The sequence below is a fragment of the Streptomyces sp. NPDC007205 genome (assembly GCF_040634095.1).
In the GTDB taxonomy this organism is placed as follows: domain Bacteria; phylum Actinomycetota; class Actinomycetes; order Streptomycetales; family Streptomycetaceae; genus Streptomyces.
Window position 1 is genome coordinate 411496 of the sequence record NZ_JBEYEW010000004.1, and the last position, 23178, is coordinate 434673.

General features: G+C 71.9%; 27 protein-coding genes. 11 read left to right on the plus strand and 16 right to left on the minus strand.

Going from position 1 to position 23178, the window contains the following annotated elements:
* Positions 1–58: 58 nt before the first annotated feature.
* From ABZ624_RS10620 to ABZ624_RS10630, 3 genes are all read right to left on the minus strand, one after another.
* Positions 59–454 carry a hypothetical protein gene (locus ABZ624_RS10620; protein WP_360084986.1) on the minus strand — a complete coding sequence of 132 codons (396 nt, stop codon included), beginning with the start codon at positions 452–454 and terminating at the stop codon, positions 59–61.
* A gap of 101 nt (positions 455–555) precedes the next feature.
* On the minus strand, positions 556–975 hold the full coding sequence (locus ABZ624_RS10625) for a hypothetical protein (RefSeq protein ID WP_360084989.1): 420 nt from the start codon (positions 973–975) through the stop codon (positions 556–558).
* Between the two features lie 39 nt (positions 976–1014).
* Positions 1015–2049, minus strand: coding sequence for a hypothetical protein (locus ABZ624_RS10630; RefSeq protein ID WP_360084992.1), 1035 nt, complete (start codon positions 2047–2049; stop codon positions 1015–1017).
* A 148-nt stretch (positions 2050–2197) separates the two neighbouring features.
* Between ABZ624_RS10630 and ABZ624_RS10635 the strand changes: the two genes are divergently transcribed.
* A complete protein-coding gene (locus ABZ624_RS10635; protein ID WP_360084995.1) occupies positions 2198–2971 on the plus strand; it encodes a VOC family protein in 774 nt (257 codons plus the stop codon).
* Positions 2972–3215: 244 nt separating this feature from the next.
* On the opposite strand, the gene ABZ624_RS10640 is transcribed toward ABZ624_RS10635, so the two are convergent.
* Positions 3216–3518: a hypothetical protein gene (locus ABZ624_RS10640; protein WP_360084998.1), complete on the minus strand. Its 303-nt coding sequence runs from the start codon at positions 3516–3518 to the stop codon at positions 3216–3218.
* A gap of 101 nt (positions 3519–3619) precedes the next feature.
* Here ABZ624_RS10640 and ABZ624_RS10645 point away from each other — a divergent pair, with 101 nt between their 5' ends.
* Positions 3620–3766, plus strand: coding sequence for a hypothetical protein (locus ABZ624_RS10645; protein ID WP_360085001.1), 147 nt, complete (start codon positions 3620–3622; stop codon positions 3764–3766).
* A gap of 188 nt (positions 3767–3954) precedes the next feature.
* Here ABZ624_RS10645 and ABZ624_RS10650 read toward each other — a convergent pair whose 3' ends face one another.
* Positions 3955–4536, minus strand: coding sequence for an HD domain-containing protein (locus ABZ624_RS10650; protein WP_360085004.1), 582 nt, complete (start codon positions 4534–4536; stop codon positions 3955–3957).
* 12 nt (positions 4537–4548) lie between these two features.
* Positions 4549–5667, minus strand: coding sequence for a helix-turn-helix transcriptional regulator (locus tag ABZ624_RS10655; RefSeq protein ID WP_360085007.1), 1119 nt, complete (start codon positions 5665–5667; stop codon positions 4549–4551).
* Positions 5668–5844: 177 nt separating this feature from the next.
* Here ABZ624_RS10655 and ABZ624_RS10660 point away from each other — a divergent pair, with 177 nt between their 5' ends.
* The 3 genes from ABZ624_RS10660 (at position 5845) to ABZ624_RS10670 (ending at position 7201) form a co-directional block, all read left to right on the plus strand.
* The gene (locus ABZ624_RS10660) at positions 5845–6441 is read left to right on the plus strand and encodes a hypothetical protein (protein WP_360085010.1); all 597 of its coding nucleotides are present in this window, start codon (positions 5845–5847) and stop codon (positions 6439–6441) included.
* Positions 6442–6555: 114 nt separating this feature from the next.
* Positions 6556–7053 carry a hypothetical protein gene (locus tag ABZ624_RS10665; protein ID WP_360085211.1) on the plus strand — a complete coding sequence of 166 codons (498 nt, stop codon included), beginning with the start codon at positions 6556–6558 and terminating at the stop codon, positions 7051–7053.
* Between the two features lie 22 nt (positions 7054–7075).
* The gene (locus tag ABZ624_RS10670) at positions 7076–7201 is read left to right on the plus strand and encodes a hypothetical protein (protein WP_360085013.1); all 126 of its coding nucleotides are present in this window, start codon (positions 7076–7078) and stop codon (positions 7199–7201) included.
* Here ABZ624_RS10670 and ABZ624_RS10675 read toward each other — a convergent pair.
* Positions 7179–7697, minus strand: coding sequence for a hypothetical protein (locus ABZ624_RS10675; protein ID WP_360085016.1), 519 nt, complete (start codon positions 7695–7697; stop codon positions 7179–7181). The genes ABZ624_RS10670 and ABZ624_RS10675 overlap by 23 nt on opposite strands.
* A 191-nt stretch (positions 7698–7888) precedes the next feature.
* Positions 7889–8545, minus strand: a complete 657-nt coding sequence (locus ABZ624_RS10680; protein WP_360085019.1) for a TetR/AcrR family transcriptional regulator — start codon at positions 8543–8545, stop codon at positions 7889–7891.
* Positions 8546–8648: 103 nt separating this feature from the next.
* Between ABZ624_RS10680 and ABZ624_RS10685 the strand changes: the two genes are divergently transcribed.
* On the plus strand, positions 8649–9680 hold the full coding sequence (locus ABZ624_RS10685) for a medium chain dehydrogenase/reductase family protein (RefSeq protein WP_360085022.1): 1032 nt from the start codon (positions 8649–8651) through the stop codon (positions 9678–9680).
* Positions 9681–9682: 2 nt separating this feature from the next.
* Here the strand turns inward: ABZ624_RS10685 and ABZ624_RS10690 are convergent, their stop codons facing one another.
* From ABZ624_RS10690 to ABZ624_RS10700, 3 genes are all read right to left on the minus strand, one after another.
* Positions 9683–10540 carry a hypothetical protein gene (locus ABZ624_RS10690; RefSeq protein ID WP_360085025.1) on the minus strand — a complete coding sequence of 286 codons (858 nt, stop codon included), beginning with the start codon at positions 10538–10540 and terminating at the stop codon, positions 9683–9685.
* A gap of 105 nt (positions 10541–10645) precedes the next feature.
* Positions 10646–11278, minus strand: coding sequence for an RNA polymerase sigma factor (locus tag ABZ624_RS10695; RefSeq protein WP_360085028.1), 633 nt, complete (start codon positions 11276–11278; stop codon positions 10646–10648).
* A gap of 229 nt (positions 11279–11507) precedes the next feature.
* The gene (locus tag ABZ624_RS10700; RefSeq protein WP_360085031.1) at positions 11508–12770 is read right to left on the minus strand and encodes a S53 family peptidase; all 1263 of its coding nucleotides are present in this window, start codon (positions 12768–12770) and stop codon (positions 11508–11510) included.
* A 266-nt stretch (positions 12771–13036) separates the two neighbouring features.
* Here ABZ624_RS10700 and ABZ624_RS10705 point away from each other — a divergent pair, with 266 nt between their 5' ends.
* Entirely contained in the window at positions 13037–13870 is an 834-nt protein-coding gene (locus tag ABZ624_RS10705; RefSeq protein ID WP_360085034.1) for a helix-turn-helix domain-containing protein, read from the plus strand.
* Positions 13871–13997: 127 nt separating this feature from the next.
* Entirely contained in the window at positions 13998–14216 is a 219-nt protein-coding gene (locus ABZ624_RS10710; RefSeq protein ID WP_360085037.1) for a hypothetical protein, read from the plus strand.
* Between the two features lie 66 nt (positions 14217–14282).
* Here the strand turns inward: ABZ624_RS10710 and ABZ624_RS10715 are convergent, their stop codons facing one another.
* Positions 14283–14759, minus strand: a complete 477-nt coding sequence (locus ABZ624_RS10715) for a nuclear transport factor 2 family protein (RefSeq protein ID WP_360085040.1) — start codon at positions 14757–14759, stop codon at positions 14283–14285.
* Positions 14760–14778: 19 nt separating this feature from the next.
* Entirely contained in the window at positions 14779–15699 is a 921-nt protein-coding gene (locus tag ABZ624_RS10720) for a zinc-binding dehydrogenase (RefSeq protein WP_360085214.1), read from the minus strand.
* Between the two features lie 137 nt (positions 15700–15836).
* Between ABZ624_RS10720 and ABZ624_RS10725 the strand changes: the two genes are divergently transcribed.
* The 3 genes from ABZ624_RS10725 (at position 15837) to ABZ624_RS10735 (ending at position 18690) form a co-directional block, all read left to right on the plus strand.
* A complete protein-coding gene (locus tag ABZ624_RS10725) occupies positions 15837–16790 on the plus strand; it encodes a LysR family transcriptional regulator (protein ID WP_360085043.1) in 954 nt (317 codons plus the stop codon).
* 51 nt (positions 16791–16841) lie between these two features.
* The gene (locus tag ABZ624_RS10730; RefSeq protein ID WP_360085046.1) at positions 16842–17330 is read left to right on the plus strand and encodes a hypothetical protein; all 489 of its coding nucleotides are present in this window, start codon (positions 16842–16844) and stop codon (positions 17328–17330) included.
* A gap of 106 nt (positions 17331–17436) precedes the next feature.
* Positions 17437–18690, plus strand: coding sequence for a hypothetical protein (locus ABZ624_RS10735; protein ID WP_360085049.1), 1254 nt, complete (start codon positions 17437–17439; stop codon positions 18688–18690).
* A 77-nt stretch (positions 18691–18767) separates the two neighbouring features.
* Here ABZ624_RS10735 and ABZ624_RS10740 read toward each other — a convergent pair whose 3' ends face one another.
* From ABZ624_RS10740 to ABZ624_RS10750, 3 genes are all read right to left on the minus strand, one after another.
* Complete coding sequence (locus tag ABZ624_RS10740; RefSeq protein WP_360085052.1) at positions 18768–22142, minus strand: CHAT domain-containing protein; 3375 nt, start codon at positions 22140–22142, stop codon at positions 18768–18770.
* 82 nt (positions 22143–22224) lie between these two features.
* A complete protein-coding gene (locus ABZ624_RS10745) occupies positions 22225–22713 on the minus strand; it encodes a hypothetical protein (protein ID WP_360085055.1) in 489 nt (162 codons plus the stop codon).
* 106 nt (positions 22714–22819) lie between these two features.
* Entirely contained in the window at positions 22820–23173 is a 354-nt protein-coding gene (locus ABZ624_RS10750; RefSeq protein ID WP_360085058.1) for a hypothetical protein, read from the minus strand.
* Between the last annotated feature and the right edge of the window lie 5 nt (positions 23174–23178).

Here is a 23178-nt window from a genome sequence, read left to right on the forward strand (position 1 = left end):
TGGTCCGCCGGGACCGGAGACTCGCGCGCCGCTACCGGAAGTGAGAGACGGGGCGCGTTCAGAAGTCGATCTGCGAGTGCTGGAAGCCTTCGCCGAGCGCGTGGACCGCGACGACCCACATCACCAGCGTGCCGAGGAGCGCACCGGCCGCCGCCCACATCGCGGCCCGGCGCCGGAGCAGCGCACCGCCGGTCCCGAGGAACACGGCACCGGCGGCCGGCCCGCCGACGAGCGACAGCCCCCAGTCCACGGCCGACATCACGGGGGCACCCTGCCCCCGGCAGCCGGCCGGCCGGCCGAGACAGGCGAGCGTGTCCTGGCTGAGGCGGTACCACCCGTAGAGCAGGGGCAGCAGCAGGAGCGCGGTCGCCAGGAGCAGCGCGACGACCGGGCCGGGGTCGGGCGGGGGCACGGGGGACACCTCGGCGGGGGATGCTTCGGGAGAAGGGTTCACACCGGCATCCTGGCCGGGCGCCGGAGCGGGGCACATCCGCTGTCGTACTCACTCGTACCGGGCCGCCCTCCGCCGAGGGCTCTTCCCGGACGGCCGTACCGTCAGCAGCCGTTGTCCGGGAGCAGGGGCACGAACTGCACGCGGGTCCGGTCGCCGGCGTCCACGACCCGGTCGTAGTCGGCACGGTCGACGCGGTACCAGACGTCGTTGCGCTTGCGGTTGCCGTTGACGTCGTCCAGGCGGACGCACCAGCGCTCCGGGCGCAGCTCCCTGCGGTAGGTCTCGGTGCCGGCCTGGACCTTGCGGCAGGTGCGGTGGGTGCCGGTCGTGCAGTGCTTGACCAGGTGCGGACGGGTGGCCCGGGTGGTCTTGCGGGGGATGTGGCGGACCGTGTCCTTGAGGCCGTGGACGGGGTCGGGGGCGTCGTCTCCCCTGCCGCCGCCGCAGGCGGTGAGCGCGGCCAGCAGGAGCGCGGTCAGCCCGGCCGCGCCCAGGTGCTTGCGGAACATCGTGTCGAACATGTGTCTCTCCCCCGGTTGCCGGACGCGCAGCCTAGTCGATCAGCCGAGGCAGACCAGGACGAGGCAGAGCTTGCCGGACGAGGTCGACGTCGGGGAAGACGGGGAGGAAGGGGAAGACGGGGACGACGCGGTCGTGGACGTGGCGGTGCCGCTGCCGCTGCCACTGCCGGTGGAGGACGTCGGCTGGGTGGCCGTACCGGAACTGCCGGTGCCGGTGCCCGTGCCGGAGGAGGACGGTGCGGTGGTCCGTGGCTGCGGTGCGGCCGGTGTCGCCGGTGCGGCCGGGTGCGGGGCCGCCACCGGGGTGTGCGGGAGGCCGGCGGACAGTGCCGTGCGGGACGCGGGTGCGAGGGTCTGCTGCCGGGGGACGCGGACGACGGCCGTCCGTGCCGTCGGGGTGGCGGGCGTGAGCCGGTGGTGCGTGGCGGCGGCGGGCGGCGCGGGCGTGGACGCCGGGTGGCTGGGCGCGGCCGACGGCTCGTCGGTGAGGCCCATGCTGCGGTGGTCCGGCGCGGTGGCCGCCTGGGCACGGGCGCCGGAGCCGCGGTCCAGGGAGGCGAGCGTCAGGCCGCCGCCGACCAGCGCGACGGCGGTCGCCACCACGGCCCGGCGCTGGCTCTTCTTCCAGCGGGCCCGCTGCCGCCGCCGCGCGGCGCGTCCCCGCGGGGCGGGCGGCGCGTCCGTGACGTCGGCGGGCGGGGCGGACGTGGTGTCGGCGGGCGGAGTGAACGGGACGTCGGCGGGCGGTGCGGACGTGGTGTCGGCGGCCGGGGCGAACGGGACTTCGGCGGACCGCGCGAACGGGACGTCGGCGGGCCGCGCGGACGTGGTGTCGGCGGGCCGCGCCGTCGGGGCTGCCTCGGCGTCGAACCAGCCGTGGCCGGCGAGTGGTGCCGATGGCTCCTTCCCGCCGGCGTCCGTGCCGGGGCCCTCGGCGGCAGAGCCCTCAAGGGCGAAACCGTTCATGCTGAAGCCGTCGGTCCCGGGCGGGGCTATGTCCGGGGCGTAGGCACCGCACCCGGGACAGACCAGGGCGCCGTTGAGGTGCCGGCGGCACGAGGAGCAGTAGTCCATTTGTGGTCTTCCTGAGTCCAGGGGGAGCGGCGAGCAGCCACGCTAACGAGCCTTTCGAAAGGCTGTGTGCAGCCCGTGTGGCTCTCCTGCGCAGATTCGTGGAGTTCCGCGGCAGGCGGCCGCACACCGGACCGGCAGGAGGACACGCATGCTCGGCACAGAGTTCCGCACCGGCTCGCCCATCTGGATCGACCTCGGCAGCCCAGACCCGCTGACGGCCGCGGCTTTCTACGGCGCCGTCTTCGGCTGGGAGTTCGCCTCCGCCGGCCCGGAAGCGGGCGGCTACGGCTTCTTCCGGAAGAACGGCGGCACGGTGGCCGCCCTCGGCCCGCTGACCGAGCAGGGGGCGACGTCCGCCTGGATGACGTACTTCCGTACCGACGACGTGCAGGCCACCGCACGGGCCGTGACCGAGGCCGGCGGTACGGTCCGCGCCGAACCCATGAGCATGGGAGACACCGCCTTCGCCCAGTTCACCGATCCGCAGGGCGCGCAGTTCGCCGTGCTCCAGTCCGGGCAGGGCCTGCAGCGGGCGTCGGAGGACGACACACTGGTGTGGGTGGAGCTGCACGTCGGCGACCCGCAGGCGGCCATCGGCTTCTACCGCGGGCTGTTCGGCTGGCGCGCCCAGGAGATGCGGGCGCCGGGCATGACGTACCAGGTGCTCAGCATCGGCGAGGGCGACCAGCAGGAGGGTTCCTTCGGCGGTGTGGCCCCGCTGCGGGACGGCCGGGAGGACGCGCGCTGGGTGCCGTACTTCGCCGTGGCCGACACGGACGCCACCGTCGCCGTGGGGCGCGACAACGGCGGCACGGTGCTGATGCCGGCCGCGGACGTTCCCGGCGTCGGCCGCATCGCCTGGCTGGCCGACCCCGCCCAGGCGGTGTTCGCCGTACTCCGGCCGGATCCGCGCCAGGCCTGAACGACCGGTGGGAAGGCCTTGGCCGGGGGCCGGGGAGGCGTGGTCCGGCAGCGCGCCCCGGCCCGGGGGTCCTCCCCTGGAGACCATGGACAGCTTCGGCTCGGACTTGTCCACCGTGACCGACGCCGAGCGTCCCACGAGCGGTGCTCCCGTGGTCACGGCCGTAAGACCCCCTGTCGCGGCGGACGTGCGGACCGCGGGCTGACCGAGCGCAGTGCTGCTCCATTAGCTTTCCGCTGGTGAACTAGCTTGCGGACTGCGGCTGTGCCTGGCCGTCATGGAGTGGCGGGCTAACAACAACGTCCTCGGCACCAGCGCCCACGACCGAGGCCTGCGCGCCACGGACATCAGCATCGACGAGCAGGGAACCGGCATCCTCGCCCGCGGCCGTGAAGGCCTCACCGCGCGGGCCGCGTTCATCAAGCAGACCGAGGCCGAGGACATCACCAAGCGCGCTGTCGCGCTCCGCACCGCGGCCGGCACCCTGTCCGGGCAGTCCGTCGGAGCGCTGGTCGAGGAACTGGACGTCGAGACGGCCGTCGACCATATCCGGGGATCTGGCCCGACGGCATCGAGGCCGTCCACTCGCACCGGCTCATCAAGGCCCTCGCCGCCTACCGGGCGGAGCTCTACAAGCCGTGGACGGAGATGGGCGCGGCAGCCGCCTCAACGGCGCTCAGCGCCGCCCTGAAGCCCTTCAGGATCTCCACCCGGCAGCTGACCATTCGGGAGTGCTGCGTGGGTGCCAAGGGCCTGCGCTACGCCGATCTCCCGGCCGTCGAGGACGACGACTGACAGCACGCTGAGCCGGTTTCGCCCCCGATATCGGGGATGACCTGCATGGTTTCGAGTTTCGGGCCCTCGGCCTCGACCGGGAAAAGCAGCGCTGGAGGGTGTTTCAGGAACCGTCGGAGCCGAACTCTTATGACTGCGGCCCCGCTCGCCATCAACGGGAGGGCGGGGCCGCTTCGGTGCGCCCGGGGTCAGCTCTTCTCGCCCATCACCGCGCGCAGCCAGTCGAGAGGTTCCTGAGCCAGCAGCTCATCGGCCAGCCGCTGCCCGGACTCCGTGACGATTCGGGCCCGGCTGTTGTCGATCCACCGTTGAGCCGAGGCGTACCCCTGCGCCTTGTACTCAAGGCCCTGCAGCATGCACTCCAGCTTGTCCGCGTCCCGCGCACAGATGGCCTCCGGGGTCTCCTTCGCCTCGTACTCGGCGACCACGGCGCGCACCGCGGTGCGTAGCACCTCAGGCATCCCGGCCGTCTGGTCCGCGGTCACAGCCTCGGGATCGCCGGGAGCGGCGTACTTCTTCCCCAGGTGGTTCACGTCGCCCGTGCGCGTCTCCTGCGAGTCGTGCCACACCGCCATGTGCGCGGCACGTGCAGCATCCGCGCCCTCAAGGGTCGCGATGACAGAGGCGATGACCGACGTACGCCACGCATGCTCGGCGACACTCTCAGGGTCCCGCACGCCGGCCATCCACCAGCCCGTCCTGCGTGCCGACTTCAGCGTGCCCGCCTCCCACAGGAAGTGGGCCACGTCCGCCAGGTCCTGCTCACCCACTGGTGTCCCCTTTCACGCCTCAGCGAGGCGGATCGCGTACCGGATGCCCTCCAGCTCCCGCCGAGCCTGCGGCGACAACTGGGCATCATCCAACATCACCGGCAGCCGTTCGCGTAGAGCCTGACCAGCCGCGGACGACGCCCGCAGCAGGTTCGGCCGCACAGCGAGCAGCGTCCAAAGGGTGTGCACGTTGAGGTCGAAGAATCCGTGCCGGGGCGTGAGACCTTTGACGAGATGGCCTAGCAGGCGGTCACCGTGCCAGGGCCCAGGTGTGGGTTCGGCAATGAAGTCGTCGGAGAGCTGGATGTGCGGAGATTCCCCAATCCAGTACGCCCAGTAGTTGAGGTTGGCGGCCTCGGCCTTGTCGTCGTCGTCAAGGGTCCGGGTGATGAAGTGCGTCATGCGCTCGCGGTCGCCCTGGCGGGCGGCGACAGCGGCCACTGATCGGGAGTTGAGCCAGCGCGTCAGCCAGTCGTCAGGCCGCTCGGTTCGCTGCTGGTGCGCCAGCCATTCCGACGTGTCCGCGTTCGTGTCGAAGCCAGCCAGGTAGAGGGCTTGACGGCGCAGGAGGAAGTCGCGGCCACCGCGCGCCTGCTCGGCGGTCTTCCGCATCTGAGTGAAGAAGCGGGCGCGGTCCGCGACCGGTAGCTCGGGCGCGGCGGGAACAGGCCCGCGCCGTGGCCGCGGGGGCGTCGGCAAGTCGCGCAGCGGTCCAGGGGTCACGCCGTGCAGCGGCCACGTCAGGACCTCGACGAGGTCGCGCTGTATGACCCATGCGCCGAGGGGGCTGTCGTCAGTGGAGTCGTCGCCTTCAAGGGCGCTGGCCAGCAGTACATCGGCTTCCAGCGCCCGTTCAAGCGCTGCGAGCAAGGCCGGAGCGGTGCCCATCTGCATGAGGCGATGGCGGTGGACGAGCATCTGCCCGACCGGTACGGCGGTCAACGGCCGGCGCCCTGCTTCCCATCCGGCGACGGTGTCCGCGGATACCTGGAACGCCTCGGCAAGGCTGTCCTGGGTATGGCCCAGCTGTTCACGTATGACCCGGAAGACGTACCCGGAGATGATGCCCGCGCGGCCCCGCCCGGGCGATCCCTGACCGTCGGTCGGGGTTCCTTTCGGCTGCTGGTTCATGGCGCCCCTCTTGTCCGCACTGGACAGGCCCCTTACCCGTACTCAGGGTCACTACAGGTGGCGAGCACCCCTAAATACCTTCATGGGTGACGACCTGGCAACTCAGCGTAGTAGGAGTGATGCCGCCATGACCGCCCCTGCGGAGAAGGAACCGACTTCAGGCTTGGAGTCCCTCCGGTGAGCCGCGAACCCGTCGTCGTCCACACGCGGGCTGAACGCCGGTTGGCAGCCGAGCACTGGCTTCTGTCCACCCTTCCCAGCTTCGGGCGTGAGCGCGCTCGGATGGAGTGGCAGGAGCACGGCGTGACCCTGCTGCCCGTGGGCACGCTGTTCGCCGCTGCCCGGCTCCCCGGCGCTCTCGTCCATGCCGTGGCCGCGAGCAAGAAGCCGGCGGACATCGATGGCTTCTTGAAAGAAGTCCTGGAGGGCGGTCCGGTGATTTGCGACCAGCACCGGGACCGGTACTACGCCCTCCTACCCACGAGCGTGCCCAGGACTTGGCACGATGCCGTGAGGGACTGGCAGGCGTCCGAAGTGGCCGTCATCGGGCGCGGCGCCTACCTAGGCGTGCCGCGATTGGACGCCGACCGCTCCCATCCTGGCATCGACTCGTACTGGGCAGTGCCCATGGATTCCCCCGCAGTGCTGTGCACGCCCCTGCACGTTGCTCGGCTGATTGCTGCCGGTCACGAGTTGCTCATGCAGTCGCGCCAGGAAGACGCCACCGACACCACAGCCTCCGTCACCGGCCTGTGCCACGACGCGCGCCAGTGACGGGAACGCCCAGGCCGGTGAATCCCGCGAAGAACCCCCCGGCCCGGGCGCGTATCCCATCCGCAACCAGCGAAGGAGACGCCCGTGAGCGTACCCCTGCCCGGCCCCGGCCCCATGCCGCCGCCCGGACCCGACCCGAAGCCGCCGGCGCTCGCCCGGATGCTCATCACCGACGAGCGCTTCACCTCCTGCCGCAAGACCGTCATGGACGCCAACCCCGACATGCCGGAGGAGATGGCCGGCCGGATCGTCGAGGAGGGCCTGAAGTTCGTGGCGGCCTGCTCGGCGAATCCGGGCGTCGGGCTGGCGCCGTCGCGGATCGTGGACGAGGGCTGGCACGCCCTGATCCTGCACACCGCCATGTACGCCGACCTGTGCGAGCGACTCGGCGGCGCGTTCGTCCACCACTACCCGGGCTACGACCCGACCCACTATGACCCCCCGATTCTCGACCGGACCCGCGAGAAGATCGCCGAACTCGGCTGGACCGCAGACCCGGAACTGTGGGGGCCACCGTCCGACGAGACTCTCGTCTCGGTCGCGGCAAAGTGCCAGCACGCCCCGGAGTGCACGATCGTCATCACACCGAAGCCGAAGCCCGGCCTGAGCTAACCTCCGGGTGAAGGGAGGCCGCATGTCCGAGTGGATCGACCCGCGGTACGCGGACCTGGTGGAGGCGTGGAAGCGCACGCAGCAGCCGGACTCGCGTGACCCGCAGCCGAAGCCCGTGCGCGGATTCACCATTCCGCCGAAGGCCTGAACGGCAGAGGTCCGGCCAGCGAATCCCGCCGCCCGGACCTCCTTGCAACGTCACGATCGCCGGCCCGTCCTCCGCTCCGCGGCCAGCCCGGCACGGGTATCTGCTCGCTGACGAAGTTCAGCACCCGCCACCCGGGGCCCTCGCTGTACTGCATCAGCAGGGGCACTGAGACGTAATGCTCATCAACTTCGATTTGGCCACTTGCCGGTTTCGGAAGCAACCGTACGAGCATGACGGCCTCGATGACCACGCTGCCGCCGGTGTCCCGGCCGCTGTTTACGAGCCGCTCGAACAGTTCGTTCTGCTGCGGGGTCAGGATCCGCTCCGGCCGGCGGGTGGCGTTGACGACCATCGTGGCGCCCTTGGCGAGCAGGCCTGCGGAGTCGTACTTCGCGGCCGGCGCGAAACCCCACTGGCTGGTGAACAGAGGGTCGTTGTAGCCGCGCGCCGTCTTGCCGTAGTGGGGTGAGGACGACGCCGAGGAGGCCGCCCTCACGGGCATCACCTCGCCGGCCCTCGTGGTGCGGGCGCAGGCGTTCTGCGCCCGGCACGGCTGGCGTCCGGGCGGCTTCCGCCGTCCGGGGCCGCTCGGCCGTGACTGCATCCGGCTGCGGGTGACACCCCCTTTGCTGCCCCCGGGAGCTTTGATCGCCCCTGGTGGGCGGCGGCGTGCCGGTGGCCGCGCGGTCAATGCGCCGACGGGCCGGCCAGGTCGTCCAGTTCGGCGGCGAAGAGCTGTGCGGGGTCGAATCCCATCCCGGTGAAGTGTCCGGCGAGTTCCAGGGACAGGACGCCGTGCAGCCGGGTCCAGAAGGCCAGGGCCCGGTGGAGCACCGCGGGCGGGGCGGGATGGCTGTCCGCCCAGTCCGCGCGGCCTTCGAGGTGCGCGTCGAACGGCGTCGCCGGGCCGTGCGAGGGCAGCGTGGCGCAGGCGTCCAGGAGGGTCGCCATGATCTCGGACGCGATCGCGGTGATGTCGTCGGGCGCGTGGTAACCGGGGACGGGTGTGCCGTAGGCGAGGAAGTAACGCTGGGGGTCCTCCAGGGCCCATCCCCGCAGGGCGTGCGCCAGGGCGCGCAGGTCGGCCCCGGCCTGTGAGGCCGCGCGGAAGGTGTCGGCGAGGCTTCGGTACGCGTCCCTGACGAGCTCGGTGATCAGCTCGTCCCGGCTGCCGAAGTACCGGTACAGCGCGGGTCCGCTCATGCCCATCCCCTTGGCGATCGCATTGAGCGAGAGCGCGGACGCGCCCGCCGTGGCGATCTGCTCCCACGCGCGGTCCTTGATCTCCGTACGTACCTGGGCGCGGTAGCGCTCGCGCGGGGTCTTCGCATCCGGACTCATCATGGTTAGAAGGTATCACTGAAGTTATTGACACTCGCATGCCCATCGAGTTACAACTTCTAACGAACGCGAAAGCAAGTTATCCCCGGGCCAAGTGGAGGTCGTCATGCACGCCGAAGAACTCGTCGAGGTCGTCCTGCCGGGCAAGGTCGAACCCGAAGGGCTGCAGATCCGGCACGGAGTCGTCCCCGCCGCGGGCCCGGGCCAGGTCGTGATCCGCATGGAGGCGACCGGCGTCTCCTTCGCCGAGCAGCAGATGCGGCGCGGTCGCTACTACGACCAGCCGCCGTTCCCGTTCGTCCCCGGTTACGACCTCGTAGGTACGGTCCTGGCGACCGGCGAGGGCGTCGAGCCGGGCCTCGCCGGCACTCGGGTCGCCGCGCTGGTCAAGGTCGGCGGCTGGGCCAGCCACGTGCTCGTCGACGCGGCGGACGTGGTGCCGGTGCCCGACGGGATCGGTGCCGCGGAGGCGGAGACCCTCGTCGTCAACGGCATCACCGCCTGGCAGATGCTGCACCGCAAGGCCCGCGTCCGCGCGGGGCAGACCGTCGTGGTGCACGGCGCCAACGGCGGCGTCGGCTCGGTCCTGGTCCAGCTCGCCCATGCCGCGGGCGCGCACGTGATCGGCACGGCGTCCGCGCGTCACCACGAGGCCCTGCGGAAGAGGGGGGTCACCCCCGTCGACTACCGCACCGACGACGTCGCCGCACGGATCCGCGCCCTCGCCCCGCAGGGGGTGGACGCCGTATTCGACCACGTCGGCGGCCGCGGCATCGTCGACTCCTGGCGCCTCCTCGCCCCCGGCGGCACCCTCGTCTCGTACGGCAGTGCCTCCACCCGTGACGCCGAGGGCTCCAAGCAGTGGCCCGTACTGAAACTCCTCGGCAGGGTGTGGCTGTGGAACGCCCTGCCCAATCGCCGCCGCGCCTTCTTCTTCAACGTCTGGGCCGGCCGGGCGCTGGCCAAGAACCGGTTCCGGTCCCGGCTGCGTGCCGATCTCACCCAGGTCTTCGCCGCCTTCCAGCGCGGGGAGGTCACCGCCGAGATCGCCGCCCGGCTGCCGCTCTCCCGTGTCGCGGACGCCCTGCGGCTGGCCGAGTCCGGCACGGTCGCCGGAAAGGTCGTACTGAACCCGTAGGGCTACGGATGCTTCCCTCTGTCCTTCCCGCTGCCCTTCTCGCCGCCTGTCCGACCGCTTCCGCCGCTTTCCCCGCCGTTCCCGGTCCCGTTGTCACCGGACGTGCCGGTGCGGGGCGTGCTCTTGCCGGAGGCGCCGTTGCCCGAGGCGCCGGTGTTCCCCGCCGTGCTGCTGCCGGCCTCCGCGGCACCCTTGCCGTGCTTGCCCGTGCCGGCCGGCCCGCCCGGCACGGCCGTCGCACGCTTCAGCTGATCGGAGCAGTAGGCGGCGACCTTGTCCTCCCCGCCGGCGGCGGCGACCAGCCGCTGCCACGCCCGCGCTTCGAGGGCCTTGCCACGCTTCTCGACCTGCTTGTAGGCGCGGCAGTGGGCCTCGGTGTCCTGGGCGGGGGAGGGGCGGTCCGTCGGTCCGTGCCCGCCGGAGGACGCGGACGAGGCGGCACCGCCCGGCCGAGCCGGGGCGACCGCCGACGGGTGTGCGGCCCCTCGGCCGCTACCGGCACCGTCCGTGGACGAACCGGAGGAACCGATGGCCGCGACCGCGACACCGCCCAGGGTGAGGCTGGCGAAGACCACGCCGAACGTCAGCCGCACCGGGCGCCGGACGCGCCGCTCCTCGGGCCGCCGCCAGTCGTCCCGGCGCCGGGTATGCGCCCGGTGGGTGCCCGCGCCGTGGGCGGCGGCCCGGAAGGCGGCCAGGGCCCGCTGCTCGGCCTCGGGGTCGAGGCGGTCCGCGCGGATGACGGTGGCCAACAACGTTTCCAGCGAGGGTTCCTGTGCGTCCCACAGGCCGGACACGGCGCCCCCGGGGGGCACGCGTCGACGGCCCGGGACTCCGTCGCCGCTCAGCCGTTCAGCCATGTGTGCTTCCGTTCCTGTCCGGCAGTTTCGATTCGTTCGGCGTAGGGGCCTGATGCCCCTTCGTACGCACACCGTCGACGTCGGTGTTCATTTCGGCGTCGTAGTTCATGTCGACTCCCCCAGCGCGCGGGAAGCCCCATCCGTCACACCCGCCTCCGCCTCGCGGCCGGCGCCCAGTTGGCGGGCGAGGCGTTTGAGGCCTCGGTGGGCGGCCGTGCGCACCGCTCCCGGGCGCTTGCCCAGAACGCGGGCGGTGGCGGGACCGTCCAGGCCGACGACGACCCACAGGAGCACGGCCTCGGCCTGGTCCCGGGGCAGCGCGCGGACCAGTTCGAGGGCCCGCTCGGTGGAGAGGCACTCCAAGGCCTGCTCATGGGTGCTGCACGGGGCTGGCAGGTCGAGTACGTCCTGTTCCGTGCCGCCCGCCCGGGGCCGTACCCGTTGCCGGCGCAGGTGGTCCAGGGCCCGGTGCCGGGCGATCGTCGCGGTCCAGCCCCGGAAGCCGGCGCCGTCGCCCTTGAACCGTCCGAGATCGCGGGCTATCTCCAGCCAGGCGTCGGACGCCACGTCCTCCGCGTCGTCGCCGACGATGCCGTGGAGGTAACCGAGCAGGCCCGGCTGCACGATCCGGTAGGCGACCGCGAAAGCGGTCTCGTCACCGTCCTGGGCCCGCGCGACGGCCGCGCCCAGTTCCCCGTCGTACGCCTGTACGCGCCGGGGTTGCCGTACCTGGCCCAAGACTGTCCTCGTTCGCACCGGTCCCCAGCGATTCCTGCCGCCCGCCGTGCTGCGGTCGCATCGACGGCCCCATGGTGACCAGCGTCAGGCCTCACAGAAATGTCACAACGGCGCCAGGGGCCGCAGCGGCGGGCACGGTACGCGGCGGTCCGCGAGCGGACAGCACTTCGCCCCGTCGGACGACCGACGGGGCGAAGTGGGCGGAGTGGGCGGAGCCGGAGTCTTCGGTCTACTTGGTGAAGGCCGCGACGCCGTTCGGGGTGCCAAGGCCCGTCGGGCCGTCGTAGCCCTTGCCCGCCTTGCACTGGTAGTCGCTGCAGGACCCGTTGGTGCCGTCGGTGACGTCGTTCAGCTTGTCCGGGTGGGCGTAGGGGAAGGAGGCCGGGGTGTCACCGTTGCCCGGGGTGCCCGCGAGGGCGTAGACGCCGGCGATGAACGGCGCGGAGGCGCTGGTGCCGCCGTACACGTTCCAGCCGCTGGCCTGGTAGGTGTCGTAGACGGCGAGACCGGTGGCCGGGTCGGCGACGGCCGCGACGTCGGCGACGCTGCGCTTGGTGCAGCCGGTGTCCTTCTGCCAGGACGGCTTGGCGTCGAACTGCGAGCAGCCCGAGCCCGCCCCCTCACCGCCGGCGGACGTGCCCCAGACGGACTCGGAGTAGCCGCGGGTGCTGCTGTCCTTCTTGAGCGAGGTGCCTCCGACGGCGGTGACGTACTGGGAGGCGGCCGGGTACTCGGTGCCGTAGCCGCTGTCACCGGAGCTGACGGTGATGGCGACGCCGGGGTGCTTGAAGTACTTGTCGTCCGCGGAGGTGTCGGCCGCCTCCTCGTTGCCGCCGTAGCTGTTGGAAACGTACTTGGCGCCCTGCTTGACCGCCTGGTTCACGGCCGCGCCGAGGTCGTCCATGCTGGCGGACTTGGCCTCGACGAGCAGGATGTGGCACTGGGGGCAGGCGGCGCTGACCATGTCGACGTCGAGGGAGATCTCACCGGCCCAACCCTGGTCGGGCGTCGGGTACTTGGTGCCGCCGTCCTGGTCGATCTTCTTGAAGCAGCCGTTGCTCGTGCTGCACTCCGGCAGGCCGTACTGGGAGCGGTAGGCCGCGAGGTCCTTCTCGGCGTTCGGGTCGTCGTTCGCGTCGACGATCGCGACGGTGGCGCCCTTGCCGCCGTCCTTCGGCAGGTTGTACGCGGCCTGCAGACCGGCCGGTCCGAAACCCTTGGGGGTGTCGTGCCGGCCGAGGGACTTCTGCGCCTTCAGATCGGTGCGGACGACCGCCTGGCACGCCATGTAGCCGGGCTTGCTCGGCTCCGAACAGAGCCGGTGGGTGGGCACCGCGGAGGCCGTGGCGGCCGTGGGCGATGCGGCGGTCTTCGTCGTCGCGAACGCCGCCGACTGTGAGGCGACGGCCAGGCCGCCGGTGATCAGAGCCGCTGCGGACAGCAGCGCGGGCGCGCCGCGGCGTATCAGGGTCCTTCTGCGGTGAGAACGCAAGGAACTGCCCTCCGTGGGGGGATGGGTTGGCTCCTCGACGGCGCGAACCGGTCGGGCTGTCAAGCACATGACAAACGAACCGGCGTTGGGGGCGCCGAAGCGAAGCCGACTTCCGGGCATGTTGTCGGTCGGTCGACCGATGGATTGCTGCCACCCCGGTCAGTGGTGGCTACACAAGAGGCTATGGACACTTTGCCGAAGAGAACAGGGCCAGTTGGTAAAACCTTGGCCTCAACTCCTTGCCGGCGCCGGTACCTTGTGCAGCCATGGAGCTTGAAGACCGAACCATCAACGACCTGATGTCGCTGGGTCTGGCCCGGTACGAGGCACGGGTCTACCTGACGCTCATCAGGCGTGGTTCTTACACGGCCGCCGAGGTGGCCCGGGAGGCCGACGTGCCGCGCCAGCGCGTCTACGACGTGCTGGACGCGCTCGTACGGCGGCAGCTGGCCACCACGCACCCCGGGCGGGTGGCCACGTACTCCGCCGTCACCCCGGAGCTGGCCCTCGCCCGGCTGATGGCGGTGCAACGGGAGTCGGTCGACCGGCTGGAGCGGGTCTCACAGGGCTTGACCGGCCTCCTGCAGCCCCTCTGGTTCCAGGGCCGCGAACACACCGACCCGCTGGACTACATCGAGATCCTGCGTGACCCCAAGGCGATCGCCGAACGCTTCGCCGACATCCAGCGGCAGGCGCAGCGCGAACTACTCACCTTCTGCAAGCCGCCGTTCGTCGCCCCCGCCGAGAACACGGAGGGCATGGAGGTGGTCCGCAGGCTGCACCGGGCGGGCGGCACCGTCCGCGCGCTCTACCTCGACGCCGCCCTGGACGACCCCGAGACGGTGGAACACGTACGGCGCTTCGCCGCCGCGGGCGAGGAGGCCCGCTTCGCCTCCGAACTGCCGCTGAAACTCGTCATCGCCGACGCCTCCCTCGTCCTGTGTGACATGCCCGACCCGGTGGCCGGCGCGGACTCCACCACCACCCTTTTCATCGAGCACCCCGCCCTGGCGGGCTGTCTGCGGCTGGCCTTCCACACCGTGTGGGAGGACGCCGCACCGGGCCGGGAGCCCGGCCTGGTGCCAAGAGGGGCACGGTGACCGGGTGAGCGGCTGGAGCCCCCGGATGGCGCCGCCGATGAGCGCTGCTGTGCGGGCCGGGTTAGCCTCCGGAATGAGCGCAAATTGGATCTTTCGACGGCGCGCTCACTCGACCCGAGGAGGACGAATGCGCAAGCTCTCCGAGGCCGCTGCGGCGGCTGCGGTCATCGCTAGCGTGAGCTTCATAGCCACCGGCACCGCCACCACCGCCGCCACCGCCCAAGGCGCGGTCATGCATCGCGGCGGGTGCGTCGACATCCTGGGTGAGGTGGGCATCGCCAACGGCCTGGCCGGCAACCTGCTGAACGGCGAGGGCGATCCAGGCGCGCAGTTCACCGAGTGTTAGCCGGTCACCCGGCTCACCGAATCGGGTCTCGGCGCCCGGGCCACCGGCCCGCCGCCCACTTGGCCCTCAGTGGCCTGTCTTCATGTGAGAAGTGGATGCCGAAGGCTCCGGACCGTGACCGGTCCGGGGCCTTCGCGTGGCGTCCGGGAAGAGTGCGGCGGCGACGTGGTGGGTGTCGGTGTACTCGATGACGGAGACGATCTTTCCGTCGCGGACCGTGTAGATGCCGATGCAGCGGTTGTCGTAGGTGCCGCCGTACACGGTCGTGGCCCTGGAGGTCCATTCGGCCACCACGCGGTCGCCCTCGGCGATCGTGCTGACCAGTTCGACGTCCATGGTGCCGGGGACGAAGACCGGGCCCATGCTGCCGAGGAACTCGTCGATGATCTCGTCGCGGCCGTGCCACACCTTGGAGATGGGCAGGTCGCCCGGGTAGTGCCAGGTCGCGTCGGCGGCGAAGCTGTCGCGGATGACGTCGGCGTCGCCGTCGCGTACGGCCTCGACGTAGCGGATGACGACGGTCCTGGGGTCGCTGGTGTTCATGATCGTGCTCCTTCGCTTGTCAGGACAGGGTGAGGACGGCCTTGCCGCGGATGCGGCGGTCGCGCAGGTCGGTCAGCGTGGTCGCGGTGTCGGCCCAGTCCGTGACCCGGCCGATCTCCGGGTGCAGCCGGCCCTCGGCGGTCAGCCGGACCAGCGCCGCCAGGTCGTCGTCGAGGCGCGTGTCCGCGTCGAGGTAGTGGAAGTGACGGATGACGGCCGACTCGGGGCCGGTGAAGAAGTCGAAGAAGTCGAGCGTCGCCGGTGTGCGGCCGGCCTGCCCGAACCAGATCAGCGTGCCGCGCCTGGCGAGCCGCGCGAGCGCGAGGGGGAGGGCCGCTCCGCCGGTCGACTCCAGCACGATGTCGTACGGGCCCCGGGCGTCGGCGACGTCGTGGACGATCTCGGCGGCGCCGAGCTCGGCGAGCCGGGTGCCGCGTTCGGTGTTCCTGGTCACGGCGGTGACCTGAGCCCCGGCGGCGGCCGCGAGTTCGGTGACGTAGTGGCCCACGCCGCCGGAGGCGCCGGTGAGCAGGACCCGCCGCCCGAGCACCGGCCCGGCACCGCGCAGCAGCCGCAGCGCGGTGAGCCCGGCCAGCGGCAGCGCCGCGCCCTGGAGCACGGAGACGTCGTCCGGCAGCTCGGCGAGCGCGTCGGCCGGCACCGCCACGTACTCCGCCCAGCCGCCCGCCATGGGATGGCCGACGACCCGCGTGATCCCGGACGGCCCGCTGCCGTCGGCGGCCGGCTGCACCACCAGCCCGGCGATGTCCTTGCCGGGACGGTCGCCGGGGGCGGGCCGCTCCAGCTTGAACGTCTCACCCCGGTTGACCGAGAACGCCTCGACCTTCACCAGCGCCTCATGGGGCCGCGGTGCCGGCTCCGGGACGTCGGCGAGCACGACCGGCTCGGCGGGATCTCCGGTCGGTACGAAGGCTTTCATCGTGGTCATCCCCTCGGTGGCCCGGGGCCGTTCCCCGGTGCTGTCTGCCGGGACCATCCGACCGCGTGGCGCGGAGGCTCGGCCAACAACGCAAACCCCCACCCGACAACGCGGAGTTGTCGCCTAAGGTCAGCGGCATGGATCTCGACCTCGCCCTGGTCCGCGCCTTCGTCGCGACCGCCGGGACACTCGACTTCGGGCGGGCCGCCGAAGAGCTGGGCACCAGCCAGCAGGCGCTGTCCAAGCGCATCGCGCGGCTGGAGGAGACGCTCGGCGTCCGGCTGTTCGAGCGCCAGGGCGGCATCCGGCTGAGCGAGGCGGGGGAGCGGTTCCTGCCGGCCGCCCGCGAGGCACTCGCGGCCGGTGAACGGGCGGTCGCCACGGTGACGGGCGCCGGACCCGCCGTACGGATCGACACCTGGGGTCATCTGTACGCGCCGATGCGCACGGTCGCCGACGCCGTACAGGCACTCGGCCCGGTGCGCTGGGAGCCGGGCCCGGGACGGGACTGGCCGTCCGTCGCGCAGGCGTTGCTGCGCGGCGACACGGACCTGGGATTCGGCCGGGTGCACCCCCTGCCCGACGGCCGGGACGCGGGACTCACCCAGCGGCTGGTACGGCTGGAACCCGTCGACGCGGTGGTCGGCCCGTCCCACCCGCTGGCCGGCGCACCCGCACTGCGCCCCGCCGACCTGTGCGACAGCGTCCTGTGGTGCCCGGCCGAGCTGAGCCGCCTGGACTTCCTGCGCCGCTTCGCCGACACCTTCCGGATCACGCGCCGGCACGACGGCCCCAATCTTGGCCTGGACCACCTGGCGCAGCACATCCGCACCGACCCCGGGGGCTTCACTCTCCTCCCCGCCGACGCACCGCTGCCGGACCACACGGGCCTGCGCTGCATCCCGCTCGTCGAGCCGACACCGCTGTACGCGTGGTCGCTGGCCTGGCGCGCGTCCTCCAGGCACCCCCTCCTCGACACCCTGCTGCGCGGCTTCGCCGAAGCCGGCCGCACCCGGCGCTGGCTGGAGTACACACCCCAGCGGGACTGGCTCCCCGACACCGACCACCCGAAACTGAGCACCACCGCATAATGATCAGTACGGCGCCGTCACGGAACGGCGGTGCCGTAACGGGGAGTTGAGATGCACAACACGAACGGAGGGGCCACTCTCGTCCTGGCCCTGGTGGTCGTCGGCCTGGTGATACGACAGCAGCTGCGCACCCGTCCGGTGCGGCGTTACGGCTCGCTCATCACGCCGGCCGTCCTCGGTGTCCTGGGTGCCGCGGGGATCACCTTCGGCGTCGCCTCGGTCGTCAAATACCATCCGCTGACCACGCTGCCCGTCGTCCTCCTGGTGGCCAGCCTGGCCGTCGCGGCGGCATTCGGCATGGCCAGGGCCCGGACCGTACGGATCTGGCGTGATCCCCAGGGCGAGGTGCTGCGCAAGGGGACGGCTGCGACGACCGGACTGTGGCTCGCCTCGGTGGCCGCGCACATCGGGCTGGGCCTCTGGATCGACCACGCCGCCGGGGCCGGACTGCTGGGGACCGCGTCGGTGTACGCGTACCTGGCGATCGGTCTGGGGACGCAGAACCTCCTGGTGCGCGAACGCGCGAAAGGCCAACCGTGACACGGACGTGTGAGTCGGTGAGTGGCTGGGTGCGGCAGCGGGGCCCCTTGTAGCGGGAGTTGGATGCGGCCAGACTCGTTGCAGGACTTCTTCTGAGGGGGACAGGATGAAGCGCTTGGACACGGGTGACCCCGGGCCCTCGCTGGCCGAGGCTGTCGACGCCGTCGGCGCGCTGCCGGAGGAGTCGGTGCTGTGGATTGCCGCGGCGGTGGCCGGCGCCCTGGCCGTTCTGCACCGAGCCGGTCGCGTCCATGGCGACATCCGGCCCGTCAATGTGCTGCTGACCGGGAACGGTCCGCGGTTGACCGGCTCCGACGGCGACAGGACCGCTGGTGGCAGCGGACGGGCCCGCACGCCGGGACGGAACGACGGGCCGCACGAGCCGTCCGGTGACCTGGTCGCCCTCGGGATGCTGCTGATCACCGCGTACACCGGCAGACGCTCCGGTGCCGCGCCCGTCTCGTCACGGACACCCGACATCAGCACGCTCCCGGTGAGACTGCGTCAAGTCGTCGCGGTCTGCCTGGCCGAGGAGCCGGCCGCGCAGCCGACCGCCCAGAAACTGCTCGACGTCATGGGTTCGCTCACGCCCGCACCGTATGCCTGGCCGCGAGAGGTGGACGAACTCATCGCCGTCAGGCAAGCCGGCGGCCCGGCAGACGCGACCGGCCGCGCCCCGCGGTCGGCTCCTCCGGCCGAGCCGCCGAACGCCCCGGACGTGCTCTCGTCCCCGCCCGGCCCGGCCCGGTCCCGTCTCGCGGCGCTCGGCATGGCCGTGGTCCTCGCCGGTGCGATCACCGCGGTCATCCTGGCGCTGGTGCCGGGACACGGCAGCGGTATGCGCACCGCCGAGGCGCCCCTGACGAGTCAGCCATCACTGTGGCAACCGACTCGGGAAGCACCCAGTGAAGAACCCACTGAAGAACCCACTGAAGCACCACAGCAGTCGGCGCCGGAGCAGGACCCGGCCACCGAGCCGGCGGCGCCCACCAGCCAGGTGCCGACCTCCCCCGCCACGCAGCAGACCAGACAGCAGGGAGTGATCGACGACTGCAGTGGCGCGCCCCTGACCGAGCCCACCATGCTCACGCTGGCCTGCGGTGACGGTGGAGCCGTGCTTCTGGACCTGACCTGGAGCGACTGGGGCGAGCCCGCCGCCAGTGCGCAGGGATGGGTGGCGGAGGTCAGCTGCGTTCCCAGCTGCGTCGAGGGCGGGGAGGTACGCTCACCGGCCACGGTGACCGTCTCCGGACTGGCCGGCGGACGCTACACGGTCATGGAGGTCAGGGCACCGCGATCGCCCGTCCAGCCCGTCGCCCTCTACTCGCTCGACGAGCTCGGCCCGACGCTCAGAAACTGAGTCGCTCAGAGACTGGGTGGCTCAGAGACTGGGTGGCTCAGAGGCTGAGACGCCGGGCGCCTTCGGTGGCCGCGCGATCACACCCCCCACGCGACGAACGCCGCCCAGTGGACGGGGGAGACAAAGGGACGCGCGTCCCGGTCGTGCGTCGGCTGGGCGTACCGACCGGTGAGGGCCGCCAGGTGGGGGTGGGCCGCGGTGTACGCGGCGAGTCCGTCCCATGTCAGACGGCGCAGCCAGGTCCGTGCGAGGCGCAGTGCGGACGTGGGCGGCTCCCCCGGCGTGGGACCGGTGGGGGCGAGCAGTTCGTACAGGCGCGTCATCAGCAGCGCGGTCGCCAGATCGTTCACCTGCCACAGGCTGGTGATCGCGCAGGCGGCGCCGGCTTGGAGGAAGCCGGCCGGGAGCCCGATGAACTCGTCGGGGGCCTCGACGATCTCATAGTGGCCGGACTGGCAGGCGCCCGCCACCACGAGGCGGCAGTAGGGGAGTTGGTGTCGCACCAGGGTGTCCATGTCCAGCGGGCCGTCGTGGAGGGCCAGTGATCCTCCCCGGCCGCCGAGGTCGGCGCTGCCATGGCAGCTCAGATGAACGTGCGATGCCTCGGCGAGGCGGTCGAGCAGCCAACCGACGGTTGCCTCGGACCCCATCGCCTGGACGGTCTCGCCGGACGGCCCGAACAGTGCCTGGATCTCGGCGAATTCGCTGCGGGCACCGGGCAGCGAACCATCGGGGTCCGTCACGGCCACCAGTCGCGGGACGGGCTTCGGCGGCCGGGTGCCGGCCGCACGGGAGGCGGCGTATGCGCCGGCCGAGGGGGCGAGGGTCAGCGTCCCGAGGTCGTCGAGCGTCAGCGTCCCGAGGTCGTCGAGCAGGCCGTCCGTCCCCGGGGCGAGCGGTACGGCGTGCAGCGGGACGTGCCCCAGCAGGCCGGTCGGTACGACCACTGCCTCGTGTCGCGGATCCTGCGCCAGGAGCTCGGCGAGGGGGCGCAGGAGCGGGGCGAGACCTCGGAGCCTGTCCAGGGCCGACGGGAGCTGACGACGACGCTTGAGTGCGCCGGCCTGCTGAACCAGCAGCAGTCCCGCACCGGTGCCCTCCGGGTCCAGCGCCAGCATGTGGACGATCGTGGTGCTGGTCACCTCGGGGACGAAGAGGGCGCGCACGAGAGGTTCCGCCGGTGTGACACCTGTTCGGCCGTCGCCGGACTCCAGCGCATGCGCGCCGCGCGGGATCACCAGGACACAGCTGCCCCAGGGGGCGTTCACCAGGTAGGCGAGCGGCATGCCGCCGGCGGCCCGGACGATGTCGGTCAGTCGGGTGGTGCGCAGAAAACCCTCGAAACCGGGGATCTCGCGGATCTCCTCGACCACCGTGCGCACACCGCGCTCCGCCGCTGCCTGCGTCTGCGTCTGCGTCTGCGCCGCGGCGACGAGTCCCGCGGCCGTGTCACCGGCCGGGGCTGCGGGCGCTTCCGCGACCAGGGACCTGTACCGCTCGCGTGCCCGCCGGTAGCGGTCGGCCAGGACGGGATCGGCCCGCTCCAGCGCCTCCAGGTCCACCGCGTCTCGCCCGGCCACCACCGACAGCTCGCAGGCCAGACCGCGTTCGATTGCCTCGACCGCGCGTTCCGGCCGCCCCGCACGGGCCAGCAGGAAGGCAGTCCGGCGGGCGATCCCGTTCGCCTGCGCGAGCACGCTGCGGCGGCCGGCGGCGGTGACCTGCGCGTCGTAGAGCGCGTGGACGGCGGACAGCAGGTCCGAGGCGACGTCCGCCGCACCGCCCCAGTCCTCGGCCGCGGCGAGGGCGTCGAGTACTTCCCGGGCGACGGCGAGATGCAGGGACGGGGAGACATGGGGCGGTACGGCGGCCAGGGTCGCGCGGCGCAGCCGTACGCTCTCGGCGCTGCCCGGCCCGTCGAGCAGGTCGGCGGTTTGTGCCAGGAGCCACGTGACGCGGCTGGTGTCGAGGAGACCCGGATGCGCGGCGTCGTACGCGAGCACCGCGGTGGCCGCTTCACGGGCGCCACGCGGGTCGGCCGGGTCGCGCGAGAGCAGCAGGTCGGCCAGGTTGCACTGCAGCTGCGACCACAGCACGGGCTCATCGTCCGGGCGCAACCGGTGCAGGGCGTCCCGGTAGCACTGCTCCGCCTGTTCCACGTCGCCCGGCTCGGCGCGCCGGTACAGCAGAAGGCCGAGGTTGATCAGGGAGTAGGCCCAGTCGACGCGGTTCCGCTCGGGGGACCGTTCCTCCAGCCCGGCCCTGACGTGGCTGATGCCCAGAGTGAGATCGGTGCGGTCACCGCCCGGGCGTTCGGCGAGCAGCAGTCCGTAGTTGGTCTGCACGCGGGCCCAGAACTCGCTGTGGGTCCGGCGGTCCAACGCGGTGGCGCGGGCGAGCAGGTCGCGGGCGGCCTCCCAGCACTCCAGCCGGTCCCCGTCGTCGCGAAGGTGCTGTGCGGCGGCGAGGTTGTTCGCCACCTCGACCCACTGAAGGGTCCCCTCGGGCAGGCGGGTCGGGGCGAGTTCCAGCAGACGCAGCGCCTCGGAGAGATCGGCGGCGAACCCGGTGCGCACGGCGACGACCAGACGTTCGCCGAGCCTGGCGGCGAGTTCCGTCTCCACTTCCTCCTCGCCGAGGTGCCCGGCGAGTTCGAGCGCTTCACGCGCGAGCGGTATGACGTCCGGGCCGTCGGCGGTACGCACCTGGACGTACATCGTGTGCAGCCGCGCCCGCAGGTCGTCGGCGAAGGCGCCCAGCGACGCACGGTAGCGGCCGATCGCCGTTCCCGCAGGCACTCGGCCGCCGCACAGATCGTCCAGGAGCTGCTGGCGCAGGCGCAGCGTCGCTTCCAACGGCGTGCCGACGGCCGCGCGCAGCTCCTCGGTCCCCGCGTCACGCACCCGAGTGCCGCCGGTGAGCTCGGGGTGCGCGCGGACCAGCTCGGCGAGCCGGTCCGGCATGGCCACCGTGACCGCGAGCAGCAGCTCACCGACGCGTGTCTCCTCCAGGTTCTGCGCCACACACTGGAGGAAATACCGGTAGTTGGCCACCGTCGGCGGCCCGTACGACGTCAGCTCCCGGCACGCCGCCTCGGGGTCCGCGAGGTCCGTCTCGACGTCACGGATCAACACGAAGGGCAGCAGCCTGCGGGGCAGCGGGACGATCTCCTGGCCGGCGAACGCCGTACCGCGGAAGGCCCCCGCTCGCTCCGCCTGCGCCAGCAGGCCGGCCGCGGTTGCCGTGGCGTCCTGCTGGAGATCCATGACGGAGGTCGCGAACAACACCGGTACGGTCGCCCCGGGCCGCAGGACCAGCAGCGGTGCCTCGATGTACGCCAGGGTCCCGCAGCCGGGGCAGTCCACCCGGCACAGGCCGGGGCCGAACCCGTCCGGCGTACCGGGGCTTTCCACGACGTCGGCGCGCTCACGGCCGTCGACTATGTGCCACACCGGGGCCTGGCACTGCCTGTCACACTGTTCGCAGCGCCACGTGTAGGGCGCTCTCACCGATACCGGCACCTTCGCCCCCGGCCTACTTGCCGTTGGTGAGGTGGGCCAGAAGCGCGGTCAGCAGGCGGCCGAGCGCGGCGTCCCGGAGGGCCCGCTTGTGCACGGTCAGACGCCATCTGCCTTGCTCATCGCGCTTGACCACGACCTCCGTCTGGAGAAGCGTGACGACCAGGGCGCCGACAGAGACGGACACGGGGTCGAGGCGGTCCATCGGCGACCGCGCGTACTCCACGGCCTCACCGGCCACACTCGCCAGGTCCGGCCGCGCCGCGGCGTGTTGCAACGCCGCGCGCGCCACATCGCCCTCGTCGGCCGATGAGCCGTCCGGCGCAGGCACCTCCCCCGCAGCCGCAGCCGTGGTCAACGCGTCCCGTAACTCCTCGTCCGTCACGGGCATGTCTTCGGCCGAGGCGAGCAGCCCGCGGTCCTCCACCAGTACCGTCAGCGCCCGGACAGCCTCCTCCGCGGAGAGTGCGCGGATCTCCTGTGCCAGATCGTGTCGTCGGGACATGGTCCAAGTGTGCAGCGTCAAGGGCCGGCTGCACCTGGGAATGAGCCGTAAACCCTTGCCCGCACACGGAGTTGACCAGTGGCTTCAGAAGGGACCACCCCGGGGTTCAGCTGTCGTCGGCCGCTCCACTGCCACGATGGAAGTCCTCCCATGCCTGCCGCTGGATCTCCTCGGTGTTCGCGAGGAGCCTCTCCAGGGGCTCCGTGGCCTCTGATGAGGGACGGGGCAGGTGCGTGAGCGTGTCGTAGAGGTACTCGCAGGCTTCGGCTTCGGTGCCGAAACGCCGTATGACACTTTCCTGGGAGCGTTGGCGCAAGCCGACGGTCCAGGCATCCGCCTCACGGCTCAGGAAGTAGTAGGCGTCCGGCTCGACGGGTACGTCGTGGATGCCGGCGATCTCGTAGAACGCCCCGGGAACGCCCGCGTCGCGGAGTCTTTCGACGAGTTCTGCGCTGTCCATCAGAT